This window comes from Shimia aestuarii (genome assembly GCF_022814865.1).
In the GTDB taxonomy this organism is placed as follows: domain Bacteria; phylum Pseudomonadota; class Alphaproteobacteria; order Rhodobacterales; family Rhodobacteraceae; genus Shimia; species Shimia aestuarii_A.
Genome location: NZ_JAKVRD010000006.1, coordinates 83,575 through 103,433, shown reverse-complemented (window position 1 = coordinate 103,433; position 19,859 = coordinate 83,575). Strand labels below are relative to the sequence as shown.

The following is a 19,859-nucleotide window of genomic DNA, read 5'->3' as shown; positions in this document are numbered from 1 at the left end:
TATCCGCCTTGCCGAGTGCGAATGCGACATTTTGGGCAATTCCTTGCCGGACGCTGGCGGGCATCACCGCAGTTTCCTTGAAAAAGGCACATTTCAGAGCCCTTTTTGCCCTGCTCTTAACCGATCTTTACGGCCTATCGCGTCTGCTCGCGTCAATTGCCATTTCGGGATCGCTGCCCATGCAACATGTCATGCGGGACAGGTTTGTACCTGCCCAACCTCCACGCCACGCGCGTCTGTTCGAATTGATTCGTCAGGATGAACAAGCGCATGAGGCCTGCCCCCCGCGCCTTGCACCGGAAGAAGACACGCCGCTCACCACGGCCAAGCTCACGGCGTTTCGCGATCTCGCCAGTCAGTCATTGCGCCGTGCGGGCTAGCCCCGGAACCCGGTAGCGACGACGAATTTCTCCGAAGAATCCGAGCGGCTCGAAGGTGGCTTCATATTGGCGACCTTGGTAAATTTCTGCTTGAGCAGTTTCTGCAACTCGCCCTCTGCCCCCCCGGCCAGAACCTTGGCCACAAAGGTGCCGCCCTCGTCGAGCACGTCAAAGGCGAAATAGGCCGCCGCCTCGCAAAGCGCCATGATCCGCAAGTGGTCGGTCTGCTTATGGCCCGATGAGGCCGCCGCCATGTCCGACATGACCACATCCGCCTTGCCGCCAAGCCACTCCTTGACCTGAATATCCGCGTCATCTTCCATGAAATCGAGCTGATGGATTTCACAGCCAGCGATCGGCTCCACCTCCTGAAGATCGACGCCGAGGATCGTGCCTACCCGCTTGCCCGGCTTCTCGGCCAGCGCATTGACCCGCTTCACCGCGACCTGACACCAACCTCCGGGCGCACAGCCAAGATCCACGACCCGCGCACCGGGCACGAGGAAGCGATACTTGTCGTCCAGCTCCATGATCTTGAACGCCGCGCGCCCGCGATAGCCCTCGGCCTGCGCGCGTTTCACATAAGGATCGTTGAGTTGACGCTGCAACCACCGCGTCGAAGAGAGTTTGCGCCCCCGCGCCGTCTTGACCTTCACGGTCAGGTCGCGCTGTCCGCGCCCCGATGTGTTCTTGCCGCTCGGTGTCTTCGCCATGGTCTTATCCTCTCGCGTCTCAGGATTTTCTGGAAAATCCTGCCCGGGCCAAGTCTTCTAGAAGACTTGGCGCCCCCGTCAATAGGGCGTGCCCTCAAGCACGCCATCGGCGCTCATCTGTGCATAAAGAAGCCCCTCGCGCAGCCCCCGGTCCGCCACCGAAAGCCGGTCCGTCGGCCAGCACCGCATCAAAGTCTGCAAAATCGCTGCGCCCGACATGATGAGCGCCTGGCGATCCTGGCCGATCCGCGGATCCTGCCGCCGCCCCTGCGGCCCAAGGTCAAGATAACTGCGGATCACCTTGTCGATCTGTTCCGTCGTCATCCGAAGCCCGTCGACCTTGGTGCGGTCATAGCGGCGCAACCCAAGATGCGAGGCCGCGACCGTGGTGACCGTGCCGCTGGTGCCAATGATCTGAAACCCTTCGCTCGGCGGCATTTCCTTATAGGGGGCGAACTCGGCAAGGTTTTCTTCAAAGAACCAACTCATCAGCGCAAACCGCGCGGAATCGTCTTCCACGTCCTGAAACTGATCCCGAAGCGTCGCAACGCCCAACGGCACCGATATCCAATCCACCACCTTGGCCGCCGGGAACGGGCTGCCAAGATCATGGAACCCCGCATGCAGCCGCATGATCGCGTTCGGGCGCTCGCGCGGCGGCACCGCCTTGAGGTCAATCCAGACCAATTCCGTCGAGCCGCCCCCGATATCCACCACCAATAGCTGTTCGGTCTTCATGCTGACCAGCGGCGCGCAGGAAATCACAGCGAGGCGCGCTTCTTCTTCGGGCTTGATAATGTCGAGCCGCAGCCCCGTCTCGCGAGTCACCTGACGCATGAAATCGCGCCCGTTCTTCGCCCGCCGACAGGCCTCTGTCGCGACAAGCCGCATCCGCTTGACCTTGTGACGCTTGAGTTTCTGCTGACAAATCCGAAGCGCCTGCACCGTGCGCCGCATCGAGCCGCGCGAAAGACGCCCGGTGCTCTCGAGGCCTGCCCCGAGTTGCACGGATTTCGAAAAACTGTCGACCACATGGAATTGATTGCCCTTTGGCTGGGCAATCAACATGCGGCAACTATTGGTGCCCAGATCCAGCGCGGCATAAAGTTCGCTGGGATCGGGCGGTTTCGGCGCGGGGCTCTCAACCGGTTTCGGGAATGCGCCCGCACCTTTGGGACGCTTGGGCGCCATCAGTCACGCCCTCCATTTCGAGTTACCTCAAACCTAGTCACTCCCCGGCGCCCGCGCAATAGCAACACCGCAGCTTCCCCTCATCATGAACATGAAGAATATGCGTGTGCCTCTCTGTCTTGGCTCCGTTACAAGCGTGCGCGTCGCACTTGACGAGTGTTCTGTCGAAAACGTGCACTGTCCGTCGGGCGCGCTGTCCTAGGAAGAATGCGTTAACCGGAAGGAATCAAACCATGCCTGATGTGACTGTCGTCTACTGGCGCGATATCCCGGCCCAAGTGATTGTGGGCAAAGGGCGTCGTGGCGCCAAGAAACAGCTCCCCGAGCGTTTCGAACAGGCGATTGACCGTGCGGCCATGAAGATCGGCGCCAAGGATGCCGACGCTTACCTGGCTGAATGGCGCAAGGCAGATCCCTACCCGGTGGAGGGCGAGGCGGCTGACGTGGCCGAGGCCGAAGCGGCCCGTCTCGATACGGAATTTGATCAGGACCGCCTCAAGGCGCTGATCGACAACGAAGGCTGGGCATGACCCGCGCATCACTCTGGGAGGCCATGATGGCACTGCTGAATTTCAGAAAAAAGACCGAAGGCCCCATCGGCGCCTCTGCCGACGTCGTTGCCTTCCTCGAAGGCTATTCGATCGAGGTCATGCCGCGCACGGCCGCCAAGGTTGAAAACTTCCGCGACCTGCTGCCCGAAGGCACGCGCGTCTACATCGCCCATATCGAAGGCACGCCCATCGAGGAAATGGTCGCCACCGCCAAGCGTCTCGCCGACGAAGGCTATCCGGTGATGCCGCACTTCCCGGCGCGCATCATCAAGGACAAGGCGACGCTCGAGAACTGGATCGCCATGTATCAGGGCGAAGCTGGCGTGAAACAGGCGCTCCTGCTTGCCGGTGGCGTCGACACGCCCCACGGCGCGTTCGATAGCTCCATGCAGCTCCTCGAGACCGGCGCCTTCGACAAGGCGGGATTCACCAACCTGCACGTCGCCGGGCACCCGGAAGGCAACAAGGACATCGATCCCGACGGCAGCATGGCCAACGTCATGGATGCCCTGCGCTGGAAACAGAAATTCTCGGAAACCACCGATGCCAAGATGGCGCTCGCGACCCAGTTCGCGTTTGACGCCAAGCCGATCATCGCATGGGCCGACAGCCTCAAGGACGCGGGTATCGACCTGCCGATCCATATCGGCATCGCCGGTCCGGCCAAGCTGCAGACCCTGATCAAATTTGCCATCGCCTGTGGCGTCGGCCCCTCGCTCAAGGTGCTTCAGAAGCGCGCCATGGATGTCTCCAAGCTGCTCCTGCCCTACGAGCCGACCGACGTGATTGCCGAGCTTGCCGCCCACAAAGCCGCGAACCCGGATTTCAACATCGAGAAGGTGCACTTCTTCCCGCTTGGCGGTATCAAGACCAACGCCACCTGGGCCATCGAGAACGGCGGCTCTTCGACCACGCCCGCAAACGCTTCCTGAAGGACGACCAATGACCCGTACAATCATCGAATCGAAGTCGAAAACCACGATCATGGGGTTTGACCAGCCGTTCACCGTTATCGGCGAACGCATCAACCCCACGGGTCGCAAGATCCTCAACGAAGAGCTTGAGCGTGGAGATTTCTCCCGCGTCGAAGCTGATGCTCTGGCACAGGTGGCCGCTGGGGCCACCGTGCTCGACATCAACTCGGGCGCTGTCTTTTCCAACAAGATGGCCGAAGACCCGCGCTATGCCGACAACAACTTCGTCGAACCCGACCTGATGCGCGAGCTCGTGACCCGCGTGCAGGCCGTGACCGACTGCCCGCTCTGCATCGACTCCTCGGTGCCCGGCGCGCTCGAGGCCGGTCTCGAAGCCGCCGAAGGCCGCCCCCTCCTCAACTCCGTCACCGGCGAGGAAGAGCGTCTCGAAGTGGTTCTTCCGCTGGTCAAGAAATACAACGTCCCGGTCGTGGCGATCTCCAACGACGACACCGGCATCTCCGAAGATCCCGAGGTCCGCTTCGCCGTCGCCAAGAAGATTGTCGAGCGCGCCGCCGATTTCGGCATCCCCGCGCATGACATCGTGGTCGACCCGCTCGTCATGCCGATCGGCGCCATGGCCACCGCTGGCCTTCAGGTCTTTGAACTGAACCGCCGCCTCCGGAACGAGCTTGGTGTAAACACAACCTGTGGCGCGTCGAACATCTCCTTCGGTCTGCCGAACCGTCACGGCGTCAACAACGCCTTCCTGCCGATGGCCATGGCCACTGGCATGACCTCGGCGATCATGAACCCGGTCGCGCTCCCGATCAACGCCACCAAGATTGCCGAGAAGAAGGCTGAGGTTCAGGCCGCAGGCATCATCCTGCCCGAGGATATGGACGACGAAGCCTTCGTGCAGATGTTCGGTATGGGTTCGACCAAGGCGCGCGCCGGCAAGGAAATGGAGGCCATCCGCGCCGCCAACCTGCTGACCAACAACGACGATGGTGGCGCGGCTTGGATCTCCTTCAACAAGCAGCCCGCCAAACCCGGCCAGGAAGGCCGTGGCCGTGGTGGGCGCACCGGGGGCCGCCGTCGCCGCGCCTGATCCGGCGTTCACGTACTGCTAAGCATCACAGGGGGGCAAGCTGGTCGCATGACCGCTTGCCCTCTTCTTTTTGTTTCTCAGAAAATTAACCACCGCACGTTCGGTTACCCGGAACAATCCGCACCCTCCACCGACGCAATACCGACAAAATACCGACGTGATACCGCCCCCCGTTTCAGGGTCCGATTCGCCGTTAACCCCGCTTCTTGCGAGGGCGGAAATCATGTGCCCCCTCGGTCGGGTCTTGCCCTTCGGAAAACATCGCGTGTTTCTGGATTTTCTGGGTTCCAGTGACTGGAATCTCGTCCACAAACCGAATCCAGCCGGGCGCCTTGTAATAGGCCAACCGCTTGAAACACCACGCAAAAAGATCGTCCGCCATCGCCGCGTCTGTGGTGCCCGTGACGGTTACGCAGGCCATGACCTCTTCGTCCCGCATCGCGTCCTCGACCGCCAAAACGGCCACCCTTTCGACCTTGGGATGCTCCTGCAAACAGGCTTCGATCTCGGCCGCAGCAATGTTTTCACCACTGCGCCGTATGATGTTTTTCTTGCGATCCACAAAAAACACCATCCCGCTCTCATCCATCACGACCGTGTCGCCTGTATGAAACCAACCGCCCTTCCACGCCTCTTCCGTTGCCTCCGGCAGGTTGAGATAGCCCGAGAAGAATCCGCGCCGTGGCTCTTCGGCGCTATAGCGCAGGGTCATCTCGCCGGGAGTGCCTCGGGGTACCTCATTGTCGTCCTGATCGACCACGCGTACCTCGAGGCCCGGAGACGGTCGCCCCATGGCGCGGGTGTCGATCTGGCGGGGTTCGTGGTTGTCGCCAAGGATGCGGCACATCTCGGTCATGCCCCAGACCTCGATCAAGGGGAACCCAAACCGTTCTTCAAAGGGTCGATGCAACGTCGGTTCAACACCGGCCCCCACGGCAAAACGCACCTTGTGGGTGTGGTCCCACGGGCTCTCGGGGAGGTTCATCAAGGCCGGGATCACGATGCCGAGGTAATGCACCACGGTCGCCCCGGTTTCCGAAAGCTCGCGCCACCAGGAATTGGCCCGAAACCTCTCTGGGATAATCTGGCAGTTGCCTTTGTCGATTGCACAATAAAACGTTATAATTCCGGCATTTACATGGAAAAGTGGAAGTGGGTTGTAGATGCGATCCTGACCATCTCGAAAGTCGATCAACCCGCCGCGCGTCGCATACCATCGCCCCATGTCGAGCTCGTATGCATGGCTCAGGATACAGCCCTTGGGCCGTCCGGTCGTGCCAGAGGTGTAGATCAGACTCGCCTCTGTGCTCCCATCGATGACGCCTTCGGCGCCGCCCGTCCCTTGCGGCAGGTCCGGCAGATCTTCGGACATCTCCACCATCGCCACGTCGCGCGCCGCCTCCGCGATCCCGTCGCGCATCAGAGCGGCAAGTTCCGGCGCGGCAATGGCGAGCGAAGCCCGGCTGTCATCAAGAAGGTACGCCACCTCGTTTGGCCGATAGTCCGGGTTTACAGGCACCCAGCTCATCCCCAAACCGTTGAGAGCAAGCTTCAAGAGCATCATCTCGGGCCGATTGCCAAGAAGAACCGCGACCCGGTCGCCAAAGCCGTAGCCAGCGCGCTGTAGCCTGTCTTGCCAGCGCTGGACAAGCTGGCCGGCCTCTTCATAGCTGATCGCATAGCCGTCAGGGTGATAGGCGCGGCCTGCATCTGCAGGCACGGCAAGAAACTCGTTCTTCCGGTAATGCTCTGATTTTTCTTTGAAAAACGCCCCGATGCTGCTCTGCATGAAAGCCTCCCTCCCTCTTCTAATCTCCTCGGAGGGGAGCATAGCGCCTTCTCTTGCGCGCGCAATCTCTGCCGCATTCGCCGTTGCGTCGCCCCGCCTTTGCAACCGCGTCGGGATGGGGCTAGGCTTTGAGAGAACCATCGCCCGGGAGCCCCCTTTGACGGCAAGTCTCTCTCTCTTTGCCCTGATCCTCCTCGAGATCGTCGCGGTGATCTTTGCTATGCGTGCCATGCGCAGCGCCCGAACCCCACAAGGGGCCGTGGCTTGGGTCGTCTTCCTTCTTGCCGCGCCCTACCTCGCGGTGATCAGCTACCTCTTTCTCGGCCATCGTAAACATCTTGGCTATGTCGTGGCCCGCCGTGCCTCGCAGCGTGTGCTCGACGGGATAGAACAGGCCCGCCAGCTTTTTCCGCCGAAAGGAAACCCCGCGCCATTTCCCGCCTTTGAGCGGCTCGCAGCTTCGCGGGTCTTGTCGGGGAACGACTTTGAGCTCCTGATTGATGGGGAAGAGACATTTGCGCGTATTTTCAACATGATAGACGCCGCAGATGAATATATCCTTCTGCAGTTCTATATCTTGCGCGATGATGAGATCGGCGCCGCGCTTGCAGAGCGTCTGCACCAAGCCGCCACACGTGGGGTGCGTGTCTATGTGCTTTATGATGCGATTGGCTCTTCACGCCTCACACGCGCCTATCTCAAGCGACTAACCAAGGCCGGTATCCGCATCCTCGATAGCAACGCCCTGCGCGGGCCGAGCAACCGCCGCCAGATCAATTTTCGCAATCATCGAAAATGCGTGATTGTTGATGGAAAACAGGGTTTTATCGGCGGTCTCAACGTCGGAGACGAATACCTTGGCCACGGGGCGATGGGACCATGGCGCGATACCGCCTGCGTGCTTCATGGGCCAGTCGTGTCGCAGCTTCAACTGGTCTACTGCGAGGATTGGATTTGGGCTACGGATGAAAGCCTGTTCGAATACCTGAACTGGGAGGCGGGAACCGCCGCTGCCGACAAGGACGCCCTCCTCCTTGCCAGCGGCCCTGCCGATGAGTTTGAAACCGGGACGCTCTACTTCTGTACGGCCGCGCAGATGGCACAGGTGCGCCTTTGGATAGCGTCCCCTTACTTCGTCCCCGAGGGTGATGTGATGTCGGCTCTCAAGGTCGCGGCCATGCGAGGCGTTGATGTGCGGATTTTGGTGCCCGCGCGGGCCGATCACTGGGCCACCTTCCTTGCCGGATACGCTTGCTTTGACGAGATGCGCGAGGCTGGTGTGGGGATTTATCTCTATGACACCGGGTTTATGCATCAGAAATCTATGGTGGTGGACGACCAGATGGCGTCGGTTGGGACAATCAACCTCGACAGCCGGTCCTGCCGATTGAACTTCGAAGCCACTGCCCTGATCTTTGATAGGGAAGCGGCCAGCGCCGTGGCGGAGATGCTCAAGGCTGACTTCGAAAAGAGCACGCCCCTGACCAAGCCCCTTTCGGCTCAGCCGCTTTGGATTCGCCTCCTTGCCCCGGTGGCGCGGCTGTTCTCGCCGCTCTTATGAGCTTTGGCGCCTGCGGGCTTGTGCAATCTCGCCAAGGCGCGCGTTGTATTCCGCTCCGAGGACAAGCACCGCGGACATAAGGTACATGAAGACCAGAGCCGCAATGACCCCGGCGAGCCCTGCGTAAGTTACGGAATAAGTTGGAAAATTGCGCACGTAGAAATCGAAGCCATAGGCGATGATGACCCAGAGAACCACCGTGAGGATGACCCCCGGCAAAATCGCTTTCAAAGGACGTTTGACGCCCGGCAGCCATTTGTGGATCGCCACGAGACCGGCCAGAAGTACGAAACTCGTGAGCCAAAATACGACCGTTTCATGGGTCACGATATCAAGATGCAGGATCGGCGCGTACTCCGAGACAAGTCGCACATAGACCGGGATCACCACACCAAAAAGCCCCGAGACTGTTACCAACAATGCCCCGCCGACTGCGAACCCGGCGGCGATAAGTCGGCGCTTCCAGAGGGGGCGCGGATCCCGGTCATGATAAGCCTCGCTGACAGCGATGCGGATCGCATCGAACCCGTTCGAGGCAAAAAGAATGGTCAGCAAGGCACCAAGCGTGATGATTGATCCATCGCTGGTCTCCATCACCGCGCGCACCTCTCCTTCGATGGGGTCGGCAATCGTGTCAGGCCACGACCCGAACACGAGGTTGAGGATATCGCCCAGCTCGGTCTCGGACCCGGTCAGGCCGATCCGGCTCACGACGCCGGCAAGCGATAAGGCCAGGAGGCAAAAGGGAAAGATCGCAAGCATCATCGAGAGCGCGACATGACTCGCCCGCACCGTGCCACCCTTGTTGAGGAACCGGTTAAGCGCATCCCAGAGCGCCGTTGCGAAGATCTGCATATCTGCTGCCTCTTGGGTCAGACCAGTTTATGCGAGAGCCTACCCAACATCGCGAGGCATTGCGAGAGTTGCTCAACCTCAAGGAACTCATCAGGCTTGTGCGCCTGTTCGATCGAGCCAGGACCGCAGACGACAACATTCATGCCGAGGCCTTGGAAGATACCTGCTTCGGTACCGAACGGCACGAGATCGGCCCCATTGGCACCAGTAAGCTCCATGACGATATCGCGCGCCTCGTTCTGATCGACCGGTTCAAGCCCATCGACCTCTCCGATGATCTCGGTTTCGATACCTGCGTCCGGGCAGACGGCGCGCATCTGCGGCAGGAGTTCTTCATCGCAAAAGGCCGCCAGGACGGATTTGACATGATCCGCGTCCGAACGCTGCACCGGGCGCATCTCCCATTCGATCTGGGCCTTTCCGGGGATCACATTATGGGCCACGCCGCCGACCAAAGAGCCGGTGTTGATCGTTGTCCAAGGCGGATCAAAGCGGCTTTCCTTGGGCGCGCGAGCCTGAAGTTCTGATTTAAGTTCCAAGAGCTTGGAGACATAGCGCACGGCGTATTCGACCGCGTTGACACCACGTTCCGGTCCGCTGCCGTGGCCTTCGAGGCCGGTAAAACGGGTGGTGTATTCGTAACAGCCCTTGTGCCCCTCGATGATCCGCATCGAGGTCGGTTCTCCCACAATCGCCACCGCAGGTTTAAGTCCAAGCTCCTTGAGGCTATTGGCAAGCGCCTGCCCCCCGAAACAGCCGACTTCCTCGTCATAGGTAAAGGCGAAATGGATCGGGCGCGTTGGGTTCAGTGCCGCGTAGAAAGGCGCCATCGCAACAGCCGCTGCAATGAATCCCTTCATGTCGCAGGTGCCACGGCCATAGAGCTTGCCGTCGCGCTCTTCCATGCGGAACGGATCGCTGGTCCAGTCCTGATCCAGAACCGGGACGACGTCGGAATGCCCAGACAAGACAATTCCGCCGTCCTTGCGCGGTCCGATTGTGGCAAAGAGATTGGCCTTGGTGCCGGTCTCGTCATGCAGGATCTCGACGTCGGCACCGCTTTCTTGCAGGTGCCGCGCGAGATGGGCGATCATGTCGAGATTGCTCGCGCTCGATACGGTTTCGAAGGCGATCAGTTCACCCAGAAGCGCCTTGGCCTCTTCAAGCAACGTCTTGGACACGGTCATTATCGTCATATGTGCATTCCCGGAGCACCACGCCTTGGCGGAGCGCCTCTTAGTTTTTCACGAACAGCTTGCGGTCCACATCGCAAAGCGTCTCGGCGGGGCCGTCTTCGGTAATCAAGATGGTCTCGGTGGTCTCCAGACCCCAGCTCTCCATCCAGAGCGCCGGCATGAAATGGAAGGTCATGCCCGGTTCGAGAATGGTTTCATCCTCGGTGCGGATCGACGCGGTGCGCTCGCCCCAGTCCGGCGGATAGCTCAGCCCGATCGGATACCCCATACGACCTTCGCGCTTGATGCCGTGTTTTTCAAGCACTGCAAGGAAGGCATTTGCGACATCCGAGGTTCTATTGCCTGCGCGCGCGGCCTCGAGGCCTGCGGCAATCCCCTCAAGCTGGGCCTTTTCGGCATCCAGCATATCCTGTGGCGGCGTGCCAAGATAGATCGTCCGGCAAAGCGGTGCGTGGTAGCGGCGATAGCAGCCCGAAAGTTCAAAGAAGGTCGCTTCACCAGCGCGCATGGCATCACCATTCCAGGTCAGGTGCGCCGCCGTCGCATCAAGCCCCGAGGGCGTCAGTGGAACAATGGCCGGGTAATCGCCCCAGTCGTCGTCCACGCCGACGATCCCCGCGTGATAGATGTCGGCGACCAGTTCGTTCTTGCGCAAACCCGGTTCTGCCCGCTCGATTGCGGTATGGATGACCTTCTCCGTGATCCGTGCCGCCTTGCGGATAAAGCCGATCTCTTCTTCGGATTTCACGAGCCGCTGCCAGTTCACAAGCGCCGTGGCGTCTATAAGCGTCGCACTGGGCAGCTCTTCGGTCAGGACCGCATGAGCCTTCGCAGAGTAATAGTAGTTCTCCATCTCGACACCGATCCGTGCTGTCTCAAGGCCGAGGCGCTTGAGGTGACCGGCAAGATCTTGCATCGGGTGGCGTATGGTCGATTGTACATAGTTGTCCGCATAGCCAACGATATTCTCTTCGGCCATCCAGCAGGTCCGCAGACCGCCCATCGCATCCATGTAGCGCCCCCACCAGACGGGCTCGCCCTCCATTGGGACGATCACGCCTTGATGGACGTAGAAGGACCAACCGTCATAACCCGTCAACCAGGCTTGGTTCGAGGGGTCGGTGACAAAGATGGCATCGAGCCCGGCCTTGGCCATGGCGGCGCGCGTCTTTGCCAAACGGCGGTCATATTCAGCAAGCGAAAAAGGGGCCTTACCTGCCGGCATGATCCTGTCTCCCATTTTGGTGTATCCGGGCAAACTGAAGCGGGAAACCGAATCCTGCGCGTTCATTCCCGACATGCGCCGTCGGGAAAACGTCAAAAAAGAATCGCGGCCCAGCCATTTCCGTTGGCCCATTTTCCGGGCTACTGTTCCCGAAAAAATGGGGAGTTAAAAGACCGTGTCTGCGCCGAAGAACATTCTTTTCATCATGTTCGATCAACTGCGTTGGGACTATCTAAGTTGCTATAAACATGCGCATCTTGAAACCCCGCATATCGACAGGTTGGCGTCCATGGGCGTTCGTTTTGACCGCGCCTATATCCAGTCGCCGATTTGTGGCTCCTCCCGGATGAGCACATATACCGGGCGCTACGTGCATTCTCATGGGGCAAGTTGGAACGGCATCCCGCTCAAAGTTGGCGAGATGACGATGGGCGATCACCTGCGCAAGGTGGGTATGGAGTGCTACCTGGTTGGTAAAACCCACATGCGCGCCGATGCAGAGGGCATGGCGCGTCTCGGGCTCGAGCCGGATTCCCTTATTGGTGCGCGGGTTGCCGAATGCGGTTTTGACGTGTTTGAGCGGGATGACGGCATGCTTCCGGAGGGACCGGAGGGGTTTTATGATCCTGACGGTGCCAAATCCTACAATGAATGGCTTCGTGGAAAAGGCTATGAGAGCGACAACCCTTGGCATGACTTCGCGAATTCCGGCCTTGACGAGGATGGCAACGTGCTTTCGGGCTGGTTCCTGAAGAATAGCGCTGAGGCCGCCAATATCGCAGAACCTGATAGCGAGACACCTTACCTGACTGGGCGCGGCATGGAGTTTATGGACGGCCATGACGGTCCGTGGTGCTGTCACCTTTCCTATATCAAGCCACATTGGCCCTATATCGTGCCTGAACCCTATGCCTCGATGTATGGGCCAGAGCATGTCCCTCCAGTGAGCCGGTCCGAGCGTGAACGGGAGAACCCGCACCCGATCTTCAAGGCCTTTATGGAAACCAAGGTTGGCGAGGCGTTTTCCCGCCAGGACGTGCGCGACGCGGTGATCCCCGCCTATATGGGCCTTATCAAACAGGCAGATGACCAAATGGGACGTCTCTTTGCTTGGATGGAAGACACCGGGCGCATGGACGACACAATGATTGTCCTGACCTCCGATCACGGCGATTTTCTGGGTGATCACTGGATGGGCGAAAAGACCTTCTTCCAAGACGCAGCGATCAAGGTGCCGCTCATCATCTACGATCCCTCACCCGAGGCCGATGCAACGCGTGGAGCGGTCTGCAATGCGCTCGTCGAGAGCATAGACCTCGCTCCGACTTTCGTTGAGGTCGCGGGTGGTGCCCCTGCCTTGCATATCCTCGAGGGTGAAAGCCTATTGCCGATCGTGCGCGGCGAAACGGCAGATACACAGAGGGACTACGTGATCTGCGAGTATGACTATTCCGCGTCGCCTGTGGCCGATAAGAACGACATCCCGGTGCGTGATGCGGTGATGTTCATGGTCGCGACCGAACGCTGGAAACTCATCCACTTTGAAGGCGGCTATCGCCCGATGCTCTTCGACCTCGAGGCCGATCCGGAGGAATTCTACGACCTAGGTGACAGTGACCCTCACGCGGAGGTCATCGCCGAAATGTATGACAAACTCTTCGCCTGGACCCGTCGCCAATCACAGCGCACGACCCGTAGCGAAGAACAACTCTTGGAGATGCGCAGGAAATCCGGCGGGCGCGGCGTTATCATTGGCGTCTATGACGAAAATGACGTGCCGCTTGATCTCACGGTGAAATATCGCGGTCGCAAGGCACCTAATATGAAGGCGCGCTCCTGACGCAGCGCACCTTCCCAACGTCAGAGCGCGAAGTGGTTACTTCGGGAGAAAAATTCCCTCGAAGAACGCGGCCAGATCCTGATATGCCTCGAGCGGTAGGATATGCGCCACATGTTGATCCGGACGCACGACAACCATGCAGCCCTTGGCGCGATCAATATTGCGCAGGTCAAAGATATCCTCGCCGCTCTTGAGGTCGGAGCAGAACACTTTCTCATAATCCACGAGGCCAAAGCGGCCTTTCATCGGTCGCAAGAGCGAGGGCATCTTGGTGTGATCCAAGTCGCGGAAGCCTTGTTGGAACACGGCGCGCACGTCGATCATCGCGTCGATATCTTCGCCTGATTTGCGGATACGGGAAATCGGAGAATCTGGGCTCGTCTCGAGGAAGCTACAAAGCTTCGAGACAGGGGCGTCTTCCTGTCCATGGTCGTCCTCTCCGGCGAACGCGAACACGTACCAACGACGCCCAAACGTCACCGCATGGCCAAGCTGCATCGGCTTTGCGTCGGCAAGGCGGATAACTGGCGCAGAATGAAACCGCATCCCGATCTCGAACCCCGATGCCAGCCCCTGCCATTCCTTGCCGCCAATGAGGGCGGATTGCTCATAGTTTACAGTAAGGCCGGCGGTGAAGTGACCACCTTCAATGAATTTCTTCTGCACTAGGGGCATGTCGCTGTCCGCCTCGTCCGGGCGCGCACCGACGACGCGGGACCATTGGTGATCAAAGTCGATCAGCCCCTGCGCCGCGGCCTGACGCTCGCGGGAATAGGAATGAAGGAGGTCCGGCGCAGCCCGGCCTGTCAGGACAGAGATCAGTTTCCAGCCTAGATTGAACGTATCTCCCATCGAGACATTCATCCCCTGCCCGGCTTTCGGGCTATGGGTGTGACAGGCATCCCCGGCGGTAAAGACACGCGGCGCGCGTGTTGCAACGTCTTCGGCCGGCACGTCGTCGAATTTGTCGGTGAGACGGTGGCCGATTTCATAGATCGACCACCAAACCACATCTTTCACGTCGAATGCGTGCGGCTGAAGAATGCGTTTGGCTTTCGCGATGATGTCGTCAATGCCAAGTCCGCGCTCAGAGACGCGCTCATTCTCGTGCAGTTTGTCGAGTTCGACATAGAGCCGCACGAGATAGCCCCCCTCTCGTGGCAAGACGAGGATACTTCCTTCGCCTTGCGACTGAATGATCGCCTTCATACGGAAATCCGGGAAATCCGTGACGGCAAGCACATCCATTACCCCCCACGCCTGATGCGCGGCGTCGCCGTGCAATGCACCGCCGATGGATTTGCGCACATTGCTGCGGGCGCCATCGCAACCGACAACATAGTTGGCGCGCACGGTCTCGGTCTGACCGGCGCGCTCTGGATCGGTGCGCTCAAGCGTAACGGTTACGGGGTAGTCTTCCGCCTCTGCATCCACAGTGAGGTCAAGAACTTTCAACCCATAGTCGGGCTCGAGACGCGAGGCGGAATTCGACATGATGTCGAGGTAGAAATCATGCACCCTCGCCTGGTTGATGAGGACATGGGGCATTTCCGAAATCCCGTCCTCGACGTCCTGAACGCGTCCTACGCGTTTGATTTCTCCAGGGGCACTAGGGTTTGGCGCCCAGAAGGTCGTCTCATTGACCCAATAGGATTCGCGTTTCACCGCGTCAGCGAACCCAAAGGCCTGAAACATCTCCATCGACCGAACGTTGATCCCGTCGGCCTGCCCCTTTTCCATACGGCCCTGCTTCGGTTCGACGATCATGGTCGAGATGTCTGGGAATTGGGAAAGCTGCGCCGCAAGGCAAAGGCCTGCCGGTCCGCACCCGGCAATCAAAACGTCGACTTTTTCCGGCAGACCATTGGCGCCTCGATGACGTGCAGCGGTCGAAGCTGCGGGTGATACGTCCGGATGGCCGGGTGTGAAGCCGTTCAAATGGTATTGCATGAGGGTCCTCCGATCTGTTTGGCGACTGCCTTGGCAAAAATAATAACTATACTTACAAATATTGGTCAACAAATTAATGAGTGTGCACACTACTGTCAGCAACACACTGTAATTGCGCGAGGATTTGAAAAAATGCTAAAGGTTTCTCATGGAAATTCAGACGATGCCCGGCCATTTGATTCGGCGGCTGCACCAAATCGCGACCCATGTTTTTTCGGCCCATGCGCAGCGTGCCGGCCATGATCTGACGCCCGTTCAGTTCGCTGCAATGGACGCGATCGGTGCAAATCCTGGCGTCGATCAGGCCCGTATCGCTGCGCTTATTGCCTATGATCGCGCGACGATTGGAGGGGTCATTGATCGGCTCGAAAAAAAGGGGCTGGTTGTGCGCAAGGTGAGCCAAAGAGATCGCCGCGCGAGGGAAGTTTTCCTGTCCACGGAGGGGCGAAAAATGGTGGATGACGTCTTTCCGATCGTGCGCGAAATGCAAACCGATATTTTGCGCGGGCTAAGCGATGAAGAGCGTGAGACCTTCCTGTCTCTTGCAACGAAAGCCACGAATGCCCATCGCGAAGACTGACGTGGTATTTCACTAAGATATTGATATCTCTGAAATCATTTCTCTCGACAATTTAGTTATGAAGTATAATCATTATGGAAAATCAGCATTTGGCGCCGTTCTTACTCTTGTTTGAGAAAACGTGTGCGAAGAGGAGGAAATGCAGATGCATATCAAGGATCAGGTTGCATTGGTCACCGGCGGTGGAAGCGGACTCGGCGAAGCCACGGCACGCCATCTCGCAGCGCAAGGTGCGAAGGTGGTAATTGTCGACTTCAACATCGAGCGCGCGGAGGAAGTCGCGTCCGAGATCGGCGCGCTGGCCGTGAAGACCGATGTGAGCGACGAGGCGGCGGTGAGCGCCGCGTTTGATGCTGCGGCAAAGAGATTCGGAAGTGCTCCTCGGATCGTCATCAACTGCGCCGGGATTGGTATGGCTGCCAGGATCGTCGGTCGTGAGGGAAAGCTCTCATTCGATGTCTTTGAGAGGACGCTCAAGGTCAATCTTTTCGGAACTTATAACGTCATGAGTCACGGTGCGCGCCGCATGGCCGAGCTGGACGCACTCGACACGCAGGAGCGCGGGGTCATCATCAATACTGCCTCTGTCGCCTTTGAGGATGGTCAGCTTGGGCAGGCGGCCTATGCAGCGTCCAAGGGGGCCATCGCCTCCATGTGTCTTCCCGCCGCGCGTGAGTTCGCGCAATCGGGTATCCGTGTCATGGCGATCGCGCCGGGGCTCTTTCATACCCCGATGATGGAGGGGCTCCCCGAAGAGATTGCCCAGAAGATTACCGCGAACATCCCCTTCCCGCCGCGCCTTGGCACGCCGCATGAATACGCGCTCCTGGCGGAGCAGATCATCACCAACACGTTCCTCAATGGAACCACCATCCGTCTGGACGGCGCCGTGCGCCTGCCGCCGCGATAAGGAGAGCCACGATGGCCACTGATATCCTCAAGATCGACATCGACGGTCCGATCGCCACGTTGACCATGAACCGTCCGGGCAAGCGCAACGCCATGTGCGAAGAGCTTCTCGTGGCGTTGGATGGCTTCTTTTCCGCGCCGCCCAAAGATGTGCGCGTCGTCATTCTGACTGGGATTGAGGGGCATTACTGTTCGGGCCTTGACCTTTCCGAGCACGTGCATCGCTCCGCCGAGGAGAACCTCTATCATTCGCGCCATTGGCATACCGTGATGGACAAGATCCAATTCGGCGGCCTTGCCGTGGTCTCGGCCATGTTCGGTGCGGTGATCGGTGGCGGGCTTGAACTTGCCGCGTCGACCCATGTGCGTATTGCCGAAGCTTCGACGATCTTCCAACTGCCGGAAGGGCGGCGTGGGATCTTTGTGGGCGGTGGCGCGACAGCGCGGGTCGGGCGCCTGCTCGGAGCGGATCGCATGACCGAGATGATGCTTACTGGGCGCAAATATAGCGCCGATGAAGGCCTCGCGCTTGGCCTTGCGCATTACTCGGTCGGTGATGGAGAGGCGATGGCAGTGGCCCAGTCGTTGGCGGGTAAGATCGCGCGCAACGCGCCCCTGTCAAACTACCTGATGATCCAGTCGATTGCGCGGATCAATGACATGTCTCAGGCTGATGGGCTGTTTACGGAATCCCTCGCCGCCGCCCTATCGCAAACGACGCCGGATGCAGAGGAAGGCCTGCGGGCTTTCCTTGAAAAACGTGCGCCGAAATTCCGTTAAGACCATGGCGAAACCTGTTTCAAAAGACACGGTCGCCCCAGAACTGACCAAGGTCAGCGATGCGACACTGCGGCGTTTCATCGGGTATCACATGAAGCGCGCCTTCAACGTGATCCAAGCGGATCTCGCTGAGACGCTCAAACCCTTTGAGTTGCGCATGTTGACCTATACGGCGCTGGTCCTGATCGCCGACAATCCAGGCCTGCGTCAGTCGCAGCTTGCCGATGCAATGGATATCGAGCGCCCGAACCTTGTTGTCATTATCGACGAATTGGAGCGGCGTGAGTTGATCACACGCGACCGCGTCCCGACAGACAGACGGGCCTATGCGCTGCATGTGACCCTCGCGGGGCGTCAGCTTTGTGACAAGGCCGTTGCGGCTGTGACGGCGCATGAAGATCAGCTTCTGGAGGGGCTGGAGGAGGACGCGATCAAGTCAATGATCGCGGCGATGAAACACATCGAGAAACGCCAAGGGAGGGGATAGGACGTGAAACGCACCTCGCAATTTCTCAAGCATTCCGTAGCGCGCGAAAATCGCCCCGATGGGACGATCCTGTTGCGCTCGAACTATGAACTCGGCCCCGTTGCCGAGAAAACCGCTGACTGGCTGCACCACTGGGCCAATGAAGCACCTGACCGGGTCTTTATTGCCGAGCGAAGCGGCGCTGGCTGGCGCGAAGAAAGCTACAGTGCCACCCTCGAAAAGGTGCAGGCGATTGCGGCTTCGCTTCTTGCGCGCGGTATGGGGCCGGATACTCCGATCTTGATCATGTCTGGCAACGGCGTCGATCACGGGCTTCTTTCTTTGGCGGCGCAATATGTTGGCGTCCCCACAGCTCCGGTCGCCGAACAATACTCACTCATCCATGGCGCGCATGGCCGTCTGCAACACGCGATCGAACTTGTCGGTCCGAAAATGGCCTATGTCGTGGATGCTGACCAATACGACGAAGCCTTGGCGCTCGATGCCTTGAACGGGATTGAGGTGGTCGCGAGCAGACCGGGTCAGAATGGCAAAGTCACGCCGTTCGCAGATCTGCTAAAAGGCGATGCGGGCGTCGATCTCGCCGCGGCCCATGCCAAGGTCACGCCCGACACCGTGGCCAAGATCCTGATGACAAGCGGCTCGACCTCGGCACCCAAGGGTGTGATGACGACACAGCGCATGATGTGCGTGAACCAGACGCAGCTTGCAGACTCCCTGCCCTTCTTGCGGGAACGTCCGCCGCGTGTTGTCGATTGGCTACCATGGAACCACGTCTTTGGCGGCTCGCATAACTTCAACATGATGTTGTCCAACGGCGGCAGCTACTATGTCGATGACGGCAAACCCGTCAAAGGCCTGTTCGAGCGCACGCTGGAGAACCTTTCGATGGTCACTGGTTCTCTTGTCTTCAACGTGCCTGTGGGCTTTGGCATGCTGCTTGCTGCCTTGCGCGAGGATACGGCGCTCCGGCAACGTTTCTTCGCCGATCTCGACCTGATCTTCTATGCAGGCGCTTCTCTGCCACAGGATGTCTGGGAAGGGTTCGAAGCGATGGCGATGGAGGTGAAAGGTGAAGTGCCTCTTATGACGTCGTCCTGGGGCCTGACCGAAACCGCGCCCGCCACCATGATGCAGCAAGAACCTACAGACCGCTCCGGCGTCGTCGGTGTTCCGATGACAGGTGTGACGCTTAAATTGATTCCCGACGCGGACATGCGATGCGAGATGCGCGTGAAAGGCCCGAATGTCATGCCCGGCTATTTCCAGAACCCCGATAAGACCGCAGAGGCGTTTGACGAGGAAGGGTTCTTTGTCACCGGCGATGCTATGGTCTTCGTCGATCCGGACGATATTGATCGCGGCATGAAGTTTGACGGGCGTATCTCGGAAGACTTCAAGCTCCTGACCGGCACATGGGTGCGCGCGGCACAGCTTCGGATCGACATGCTGGCCTGTCTCGCACCGCTTGCGACGGACCTTGTCATCACCGGAGCCGACCGAAACCAGATCGGTGTCATGGTGTTCCCTGACGTGGCCGAACTCAAGCGCGAAGGCTTCGATCTCACGGATGACAACGGTGCGTATCGGTGCACGCTCTTGCAGGGTGAGATACATCGCCGTCTTGCCGAGCGCGCTCGCGAAATCTCGGGAAGTTCGACCAAGATCTCTCGCGCGATTGTGCTCAGCGAACCGGCCTCGATGCCCGAGGGCGAGATGACCGCCAAGGGCAACCTGAACTTCCGAAAAATCCTCACGCGCCGCAAAGACCTTCTTGAGCGGCTCTATGACGACGCCGATCCGGCGATCATCACGATATAACAAGGA

General features: G+C 59.3%; 18 protein-coding genes. 11 read left to right on the top strand and 7 right to left on the bottom strand.

Annotated features, from left to right (window positions below; translation table 11 throughout):
* Window positions 1–179: 179 nt before the first annotated feature.
* A complete protein-coding gene (locus MK745_RS08110; RefSeq protein WP_243612784.1) occupies window positions 180–380 on the top strand; it encodes a hypothetical protein in 201 nt (66 codons plus the stop codon).
* On the opposite strand, the gene MK745_RS08105 is transcribed toward MK745_RS08110, so the two are convergent.
* The gene (locus tag MK745_RS08105; RefSeq protein ID WP_243612783.1) at window positions 377–1,093 is read right to left on the bottom strand and encodes an RlmE family RNA methyltransferase; all 717 of its coding nucleotides are present in this window, start codon (window positions 1,091–1,093) and stop codon (window positions 377–379) included. The two genes, MK745_RS08110 and MK745_RS08105, sit on opposite strands and share 4 nt — an antisense overlap.
* 78 nt (window positions 1,094–1,171) lie before the next feature.
* Window positions 1,172–2,284, bottom strand: coding sequence for a Ppx/GppA phosphatase family protein (locus MK745_RS08100; protein WP_243612782.1), 1,113 nt, complete (start codon window positions 2,282–2,284; stop codon window positions 1,172–1,174).
* Between the two features lie 233 nt (window positions 2,285–2,517).
* On the opposite strand from MK745_RS08100, the gene MK745_RS08095 reads away from it, so the two are divergent.
* The 3 genes from MK745_RS08095 to MK745_RS08085 are packed head-to-tail and all read left to right on the top strand — an operon-like array spanning window position 2,518 to window position 4,860.
* Window positions 2,518–2,814, top strand: a complete 297-nt coding sequence (locus MK745_RS08095; protein ID WP_243612781.1) for a virulence factor — start codon at window positions 2,518–2,520, stop codon at window positions 2,812–2,814.
* Window positions 2,815–2,840: 26 nt separating this feature from the next.
* A complete protein-coding gene (locus MK745_RS08090) occupies window positions 2,841–3,767 on the top strand; it encodes a methylenetetrahydrofolate reductase (protein WP_243612896.1) in 927 nt (308 codons plus the stop codon).
* 10 nt (window positions 3,768–3,777) lie between these two features.
* Window positions 3,778–4,860 (top strand): methyltetrahydrofolate cobalamin methyltransferase, encoded by a 1,083-nt coding sequence (locus MK745_RS08085; protein WP_243612780.1) that lies wholly within the window; start codon window positions 3,778–3,780, stop codon window positions 4,858–4,860.
* A 193-nt stretch (window positions 4,861–5,053) separates the two neighbouring features.
* On the opposite strand, the gene MK745_RS08080 is transcribed toward MK745_RS08085, so the two are convergent.
* On the bottom strand, window positions 5,054–6,649 hold the full coding sequence (locus MK745_RS08080) for an AMP-binding protein (RefSeq protein ID WP_243612779.1): 1,596 nt from the start codon (window positions 6,647–6,649) through the stop codon (window positions 5,054–5,056).
* Between the two features lie 157 nt (window positions 6,650–6,806).
* Here MK745_RS08080 and cls point away from each other — a divergent pair, with 157 nt between their 5' ends.
* On the top strand, window positions 6,807–8,210 hold the full coding sequence (gene cls / locus MK745_RS08075; protein ID WP_243612778.1) for a cardiolipin synthase: 1,404 nt from the start codon (window positions 6,807–6,809) through the stop codon (window positions 8,208–8,210).
* On the opposite strand, the gene MK745_RS08070 is transcribed toward cls, so the two are convergent.
* From MK745_RS08070 to MK745_RS08060, 3 genes are read right to left on the bottom strand one after another with little or no spacing between them, the layout of a single operon-like run.
* Window positions 8,205–9,065 carry a YihY/virulence factor BrkB family protein gene (locus tag MK745_RS08070; RefSeq protein WP_243612777.1) on the bottom strand — a complete coding sequence of 287 codons (861 nt, stop codon included), beginning with the start codon at window positions 9,063–9,065 and terminating at the stop codon, window positions 8,205–8,207. The genes cls and MK745_RS08070 overlap by 6 nt on opposite strands.
* Before the next feature lie 17 nt (window positions 9,066–9,082).
* Complete coding sequence (gene argE / locus MK745_RS08065; RefSeq protein WP_243612776.1) at window positions 9,083–10,261, bottom strand: acetylornithine deacetylase; 1,179 nt, start codon at window positions 10,259–10,261, stop codon at window positions 9,083–9,085.
* Between the two features lie 40 nt (window positions 10,262–10,301).
* On the bottom strand, window positions 10,302–11,486 hold the full coding sequence (locus MK745_RS08060; RefSeq protein WP_243612775.1) for a M24 family metallopeptidase: 1,185 nt from the start codon (window positions 11,484–11,486) through the stop codon (window positions 10,302–10,304).
* A 175-nt stretch (window positions 11,487–11,661) separates the two neighbouring features.
* Between MK745_RS08060 and MK745_RS08055 the strand changes: the two genes are divergently transcribed.
* Window positions 11,662–13,326 (top strand): sulfatase-like hydrolase/transferase, encoded by a 1,665-nt coding sequence (locus tag MK745_RS08055; RefSeq protein ID WP_243612774.1) that lies wholly within the window; start codon window positions 11,662–11,664, stop codon window positions 13,324–13,326.
* A 36-nt stretch (window positions 13,327–13,362) separates the two neighbouring features.
* Here MK745_RS08055 and MK745_RS08050 read toward each other — a convergent pair whose 3' ends face one another.
* The gene (locus MK745_RS08050; protein WP_243612773.1) at window positions 13,363–15,276 is read right to left on the bottom strand and encodes an FAD-binding monooxygenase; all 1,914 of its coding nucleotides are present in this window, start codon (window positions 15,274–15,276) and stop codon (window positions 13,363–13,365) included.
* A 163-nt stretch (window positions 15,277–15,439) separates the two neighbouring features.
* Here MK745_RS08050 and MK745_RS08045 point away from each other — a divergent pair, with 163 nt between their 5' ends.
* The 5 genes from MK745_RS08045 (at window position 15,440) to MK745_RS08025 (ending at window position 19,853) form a co-directional block, all read left to right on the top strand.
* Window positions 15,440–15,856: a MarR family winged helix-turn-helix transcriptional regulator gene (locus MK745_RS08045; RefSeq protein ID WP_347813646.1), complete on the top strand. Its 417-nt coding sequence runs from the start codon at window positions 15,440–15,442 to the stop codon at window positions 15,854–15,856.
* Between the two features lie 145 nt (window positions 15,857–16,001).
* Window positions 16,002–16,766, top strand: coding sequence for an SDR family NAD(P)-dependent oxidoreductase (locus MK745_RS08040; protein ID WP_243612895.1), 765 nt, complete (start codon window positions 16,002–16,004; stop codon window positions 16,764–16,766).
* Window positions 16,767–16,777: 11 nt separating this feature from the next.
* Window positions 16,778–17,545 (top strand): crotonase/enoyl-CoA hydratase family protein, encoded by a 768-nt coding sequence (locus MK745_RS08035; protein WP_243612771.1) that lies wholly within the window; start codon window positions 16,778–16,780, stop codon window positions 17,543–17,545.
* 4 nt (window positions 17,546–17,549) lie between these two features.
* A complete protein-coding gene (locus MK745_RS08030; RefSeq protein ID WP_243612770.1) occupies window positions 17,550–18,032 on the top strand; it encodes a MarR family winged helix-turn-helix transcriptional regulator in 483 nt (160 codons plus the stop codon).
* 3 nt (window positions 18,033–18,035) lie between these two features.
* The gene (locus tag MK745_RS08025; protein ID WP_243612769.1) at window positions 18,036–19,853 is read left to right on the top strand and encodes a feruloyl-CoA synthase; all 1,818 of its coding nucleotides are present in this window, start codon (window positions 18,036–18,038) and stop codon (window positions 19,851–19,853) included.
* The last annotated feature ends 6 nt before the right edge of the window (window positions 19,854–19,859 follow it).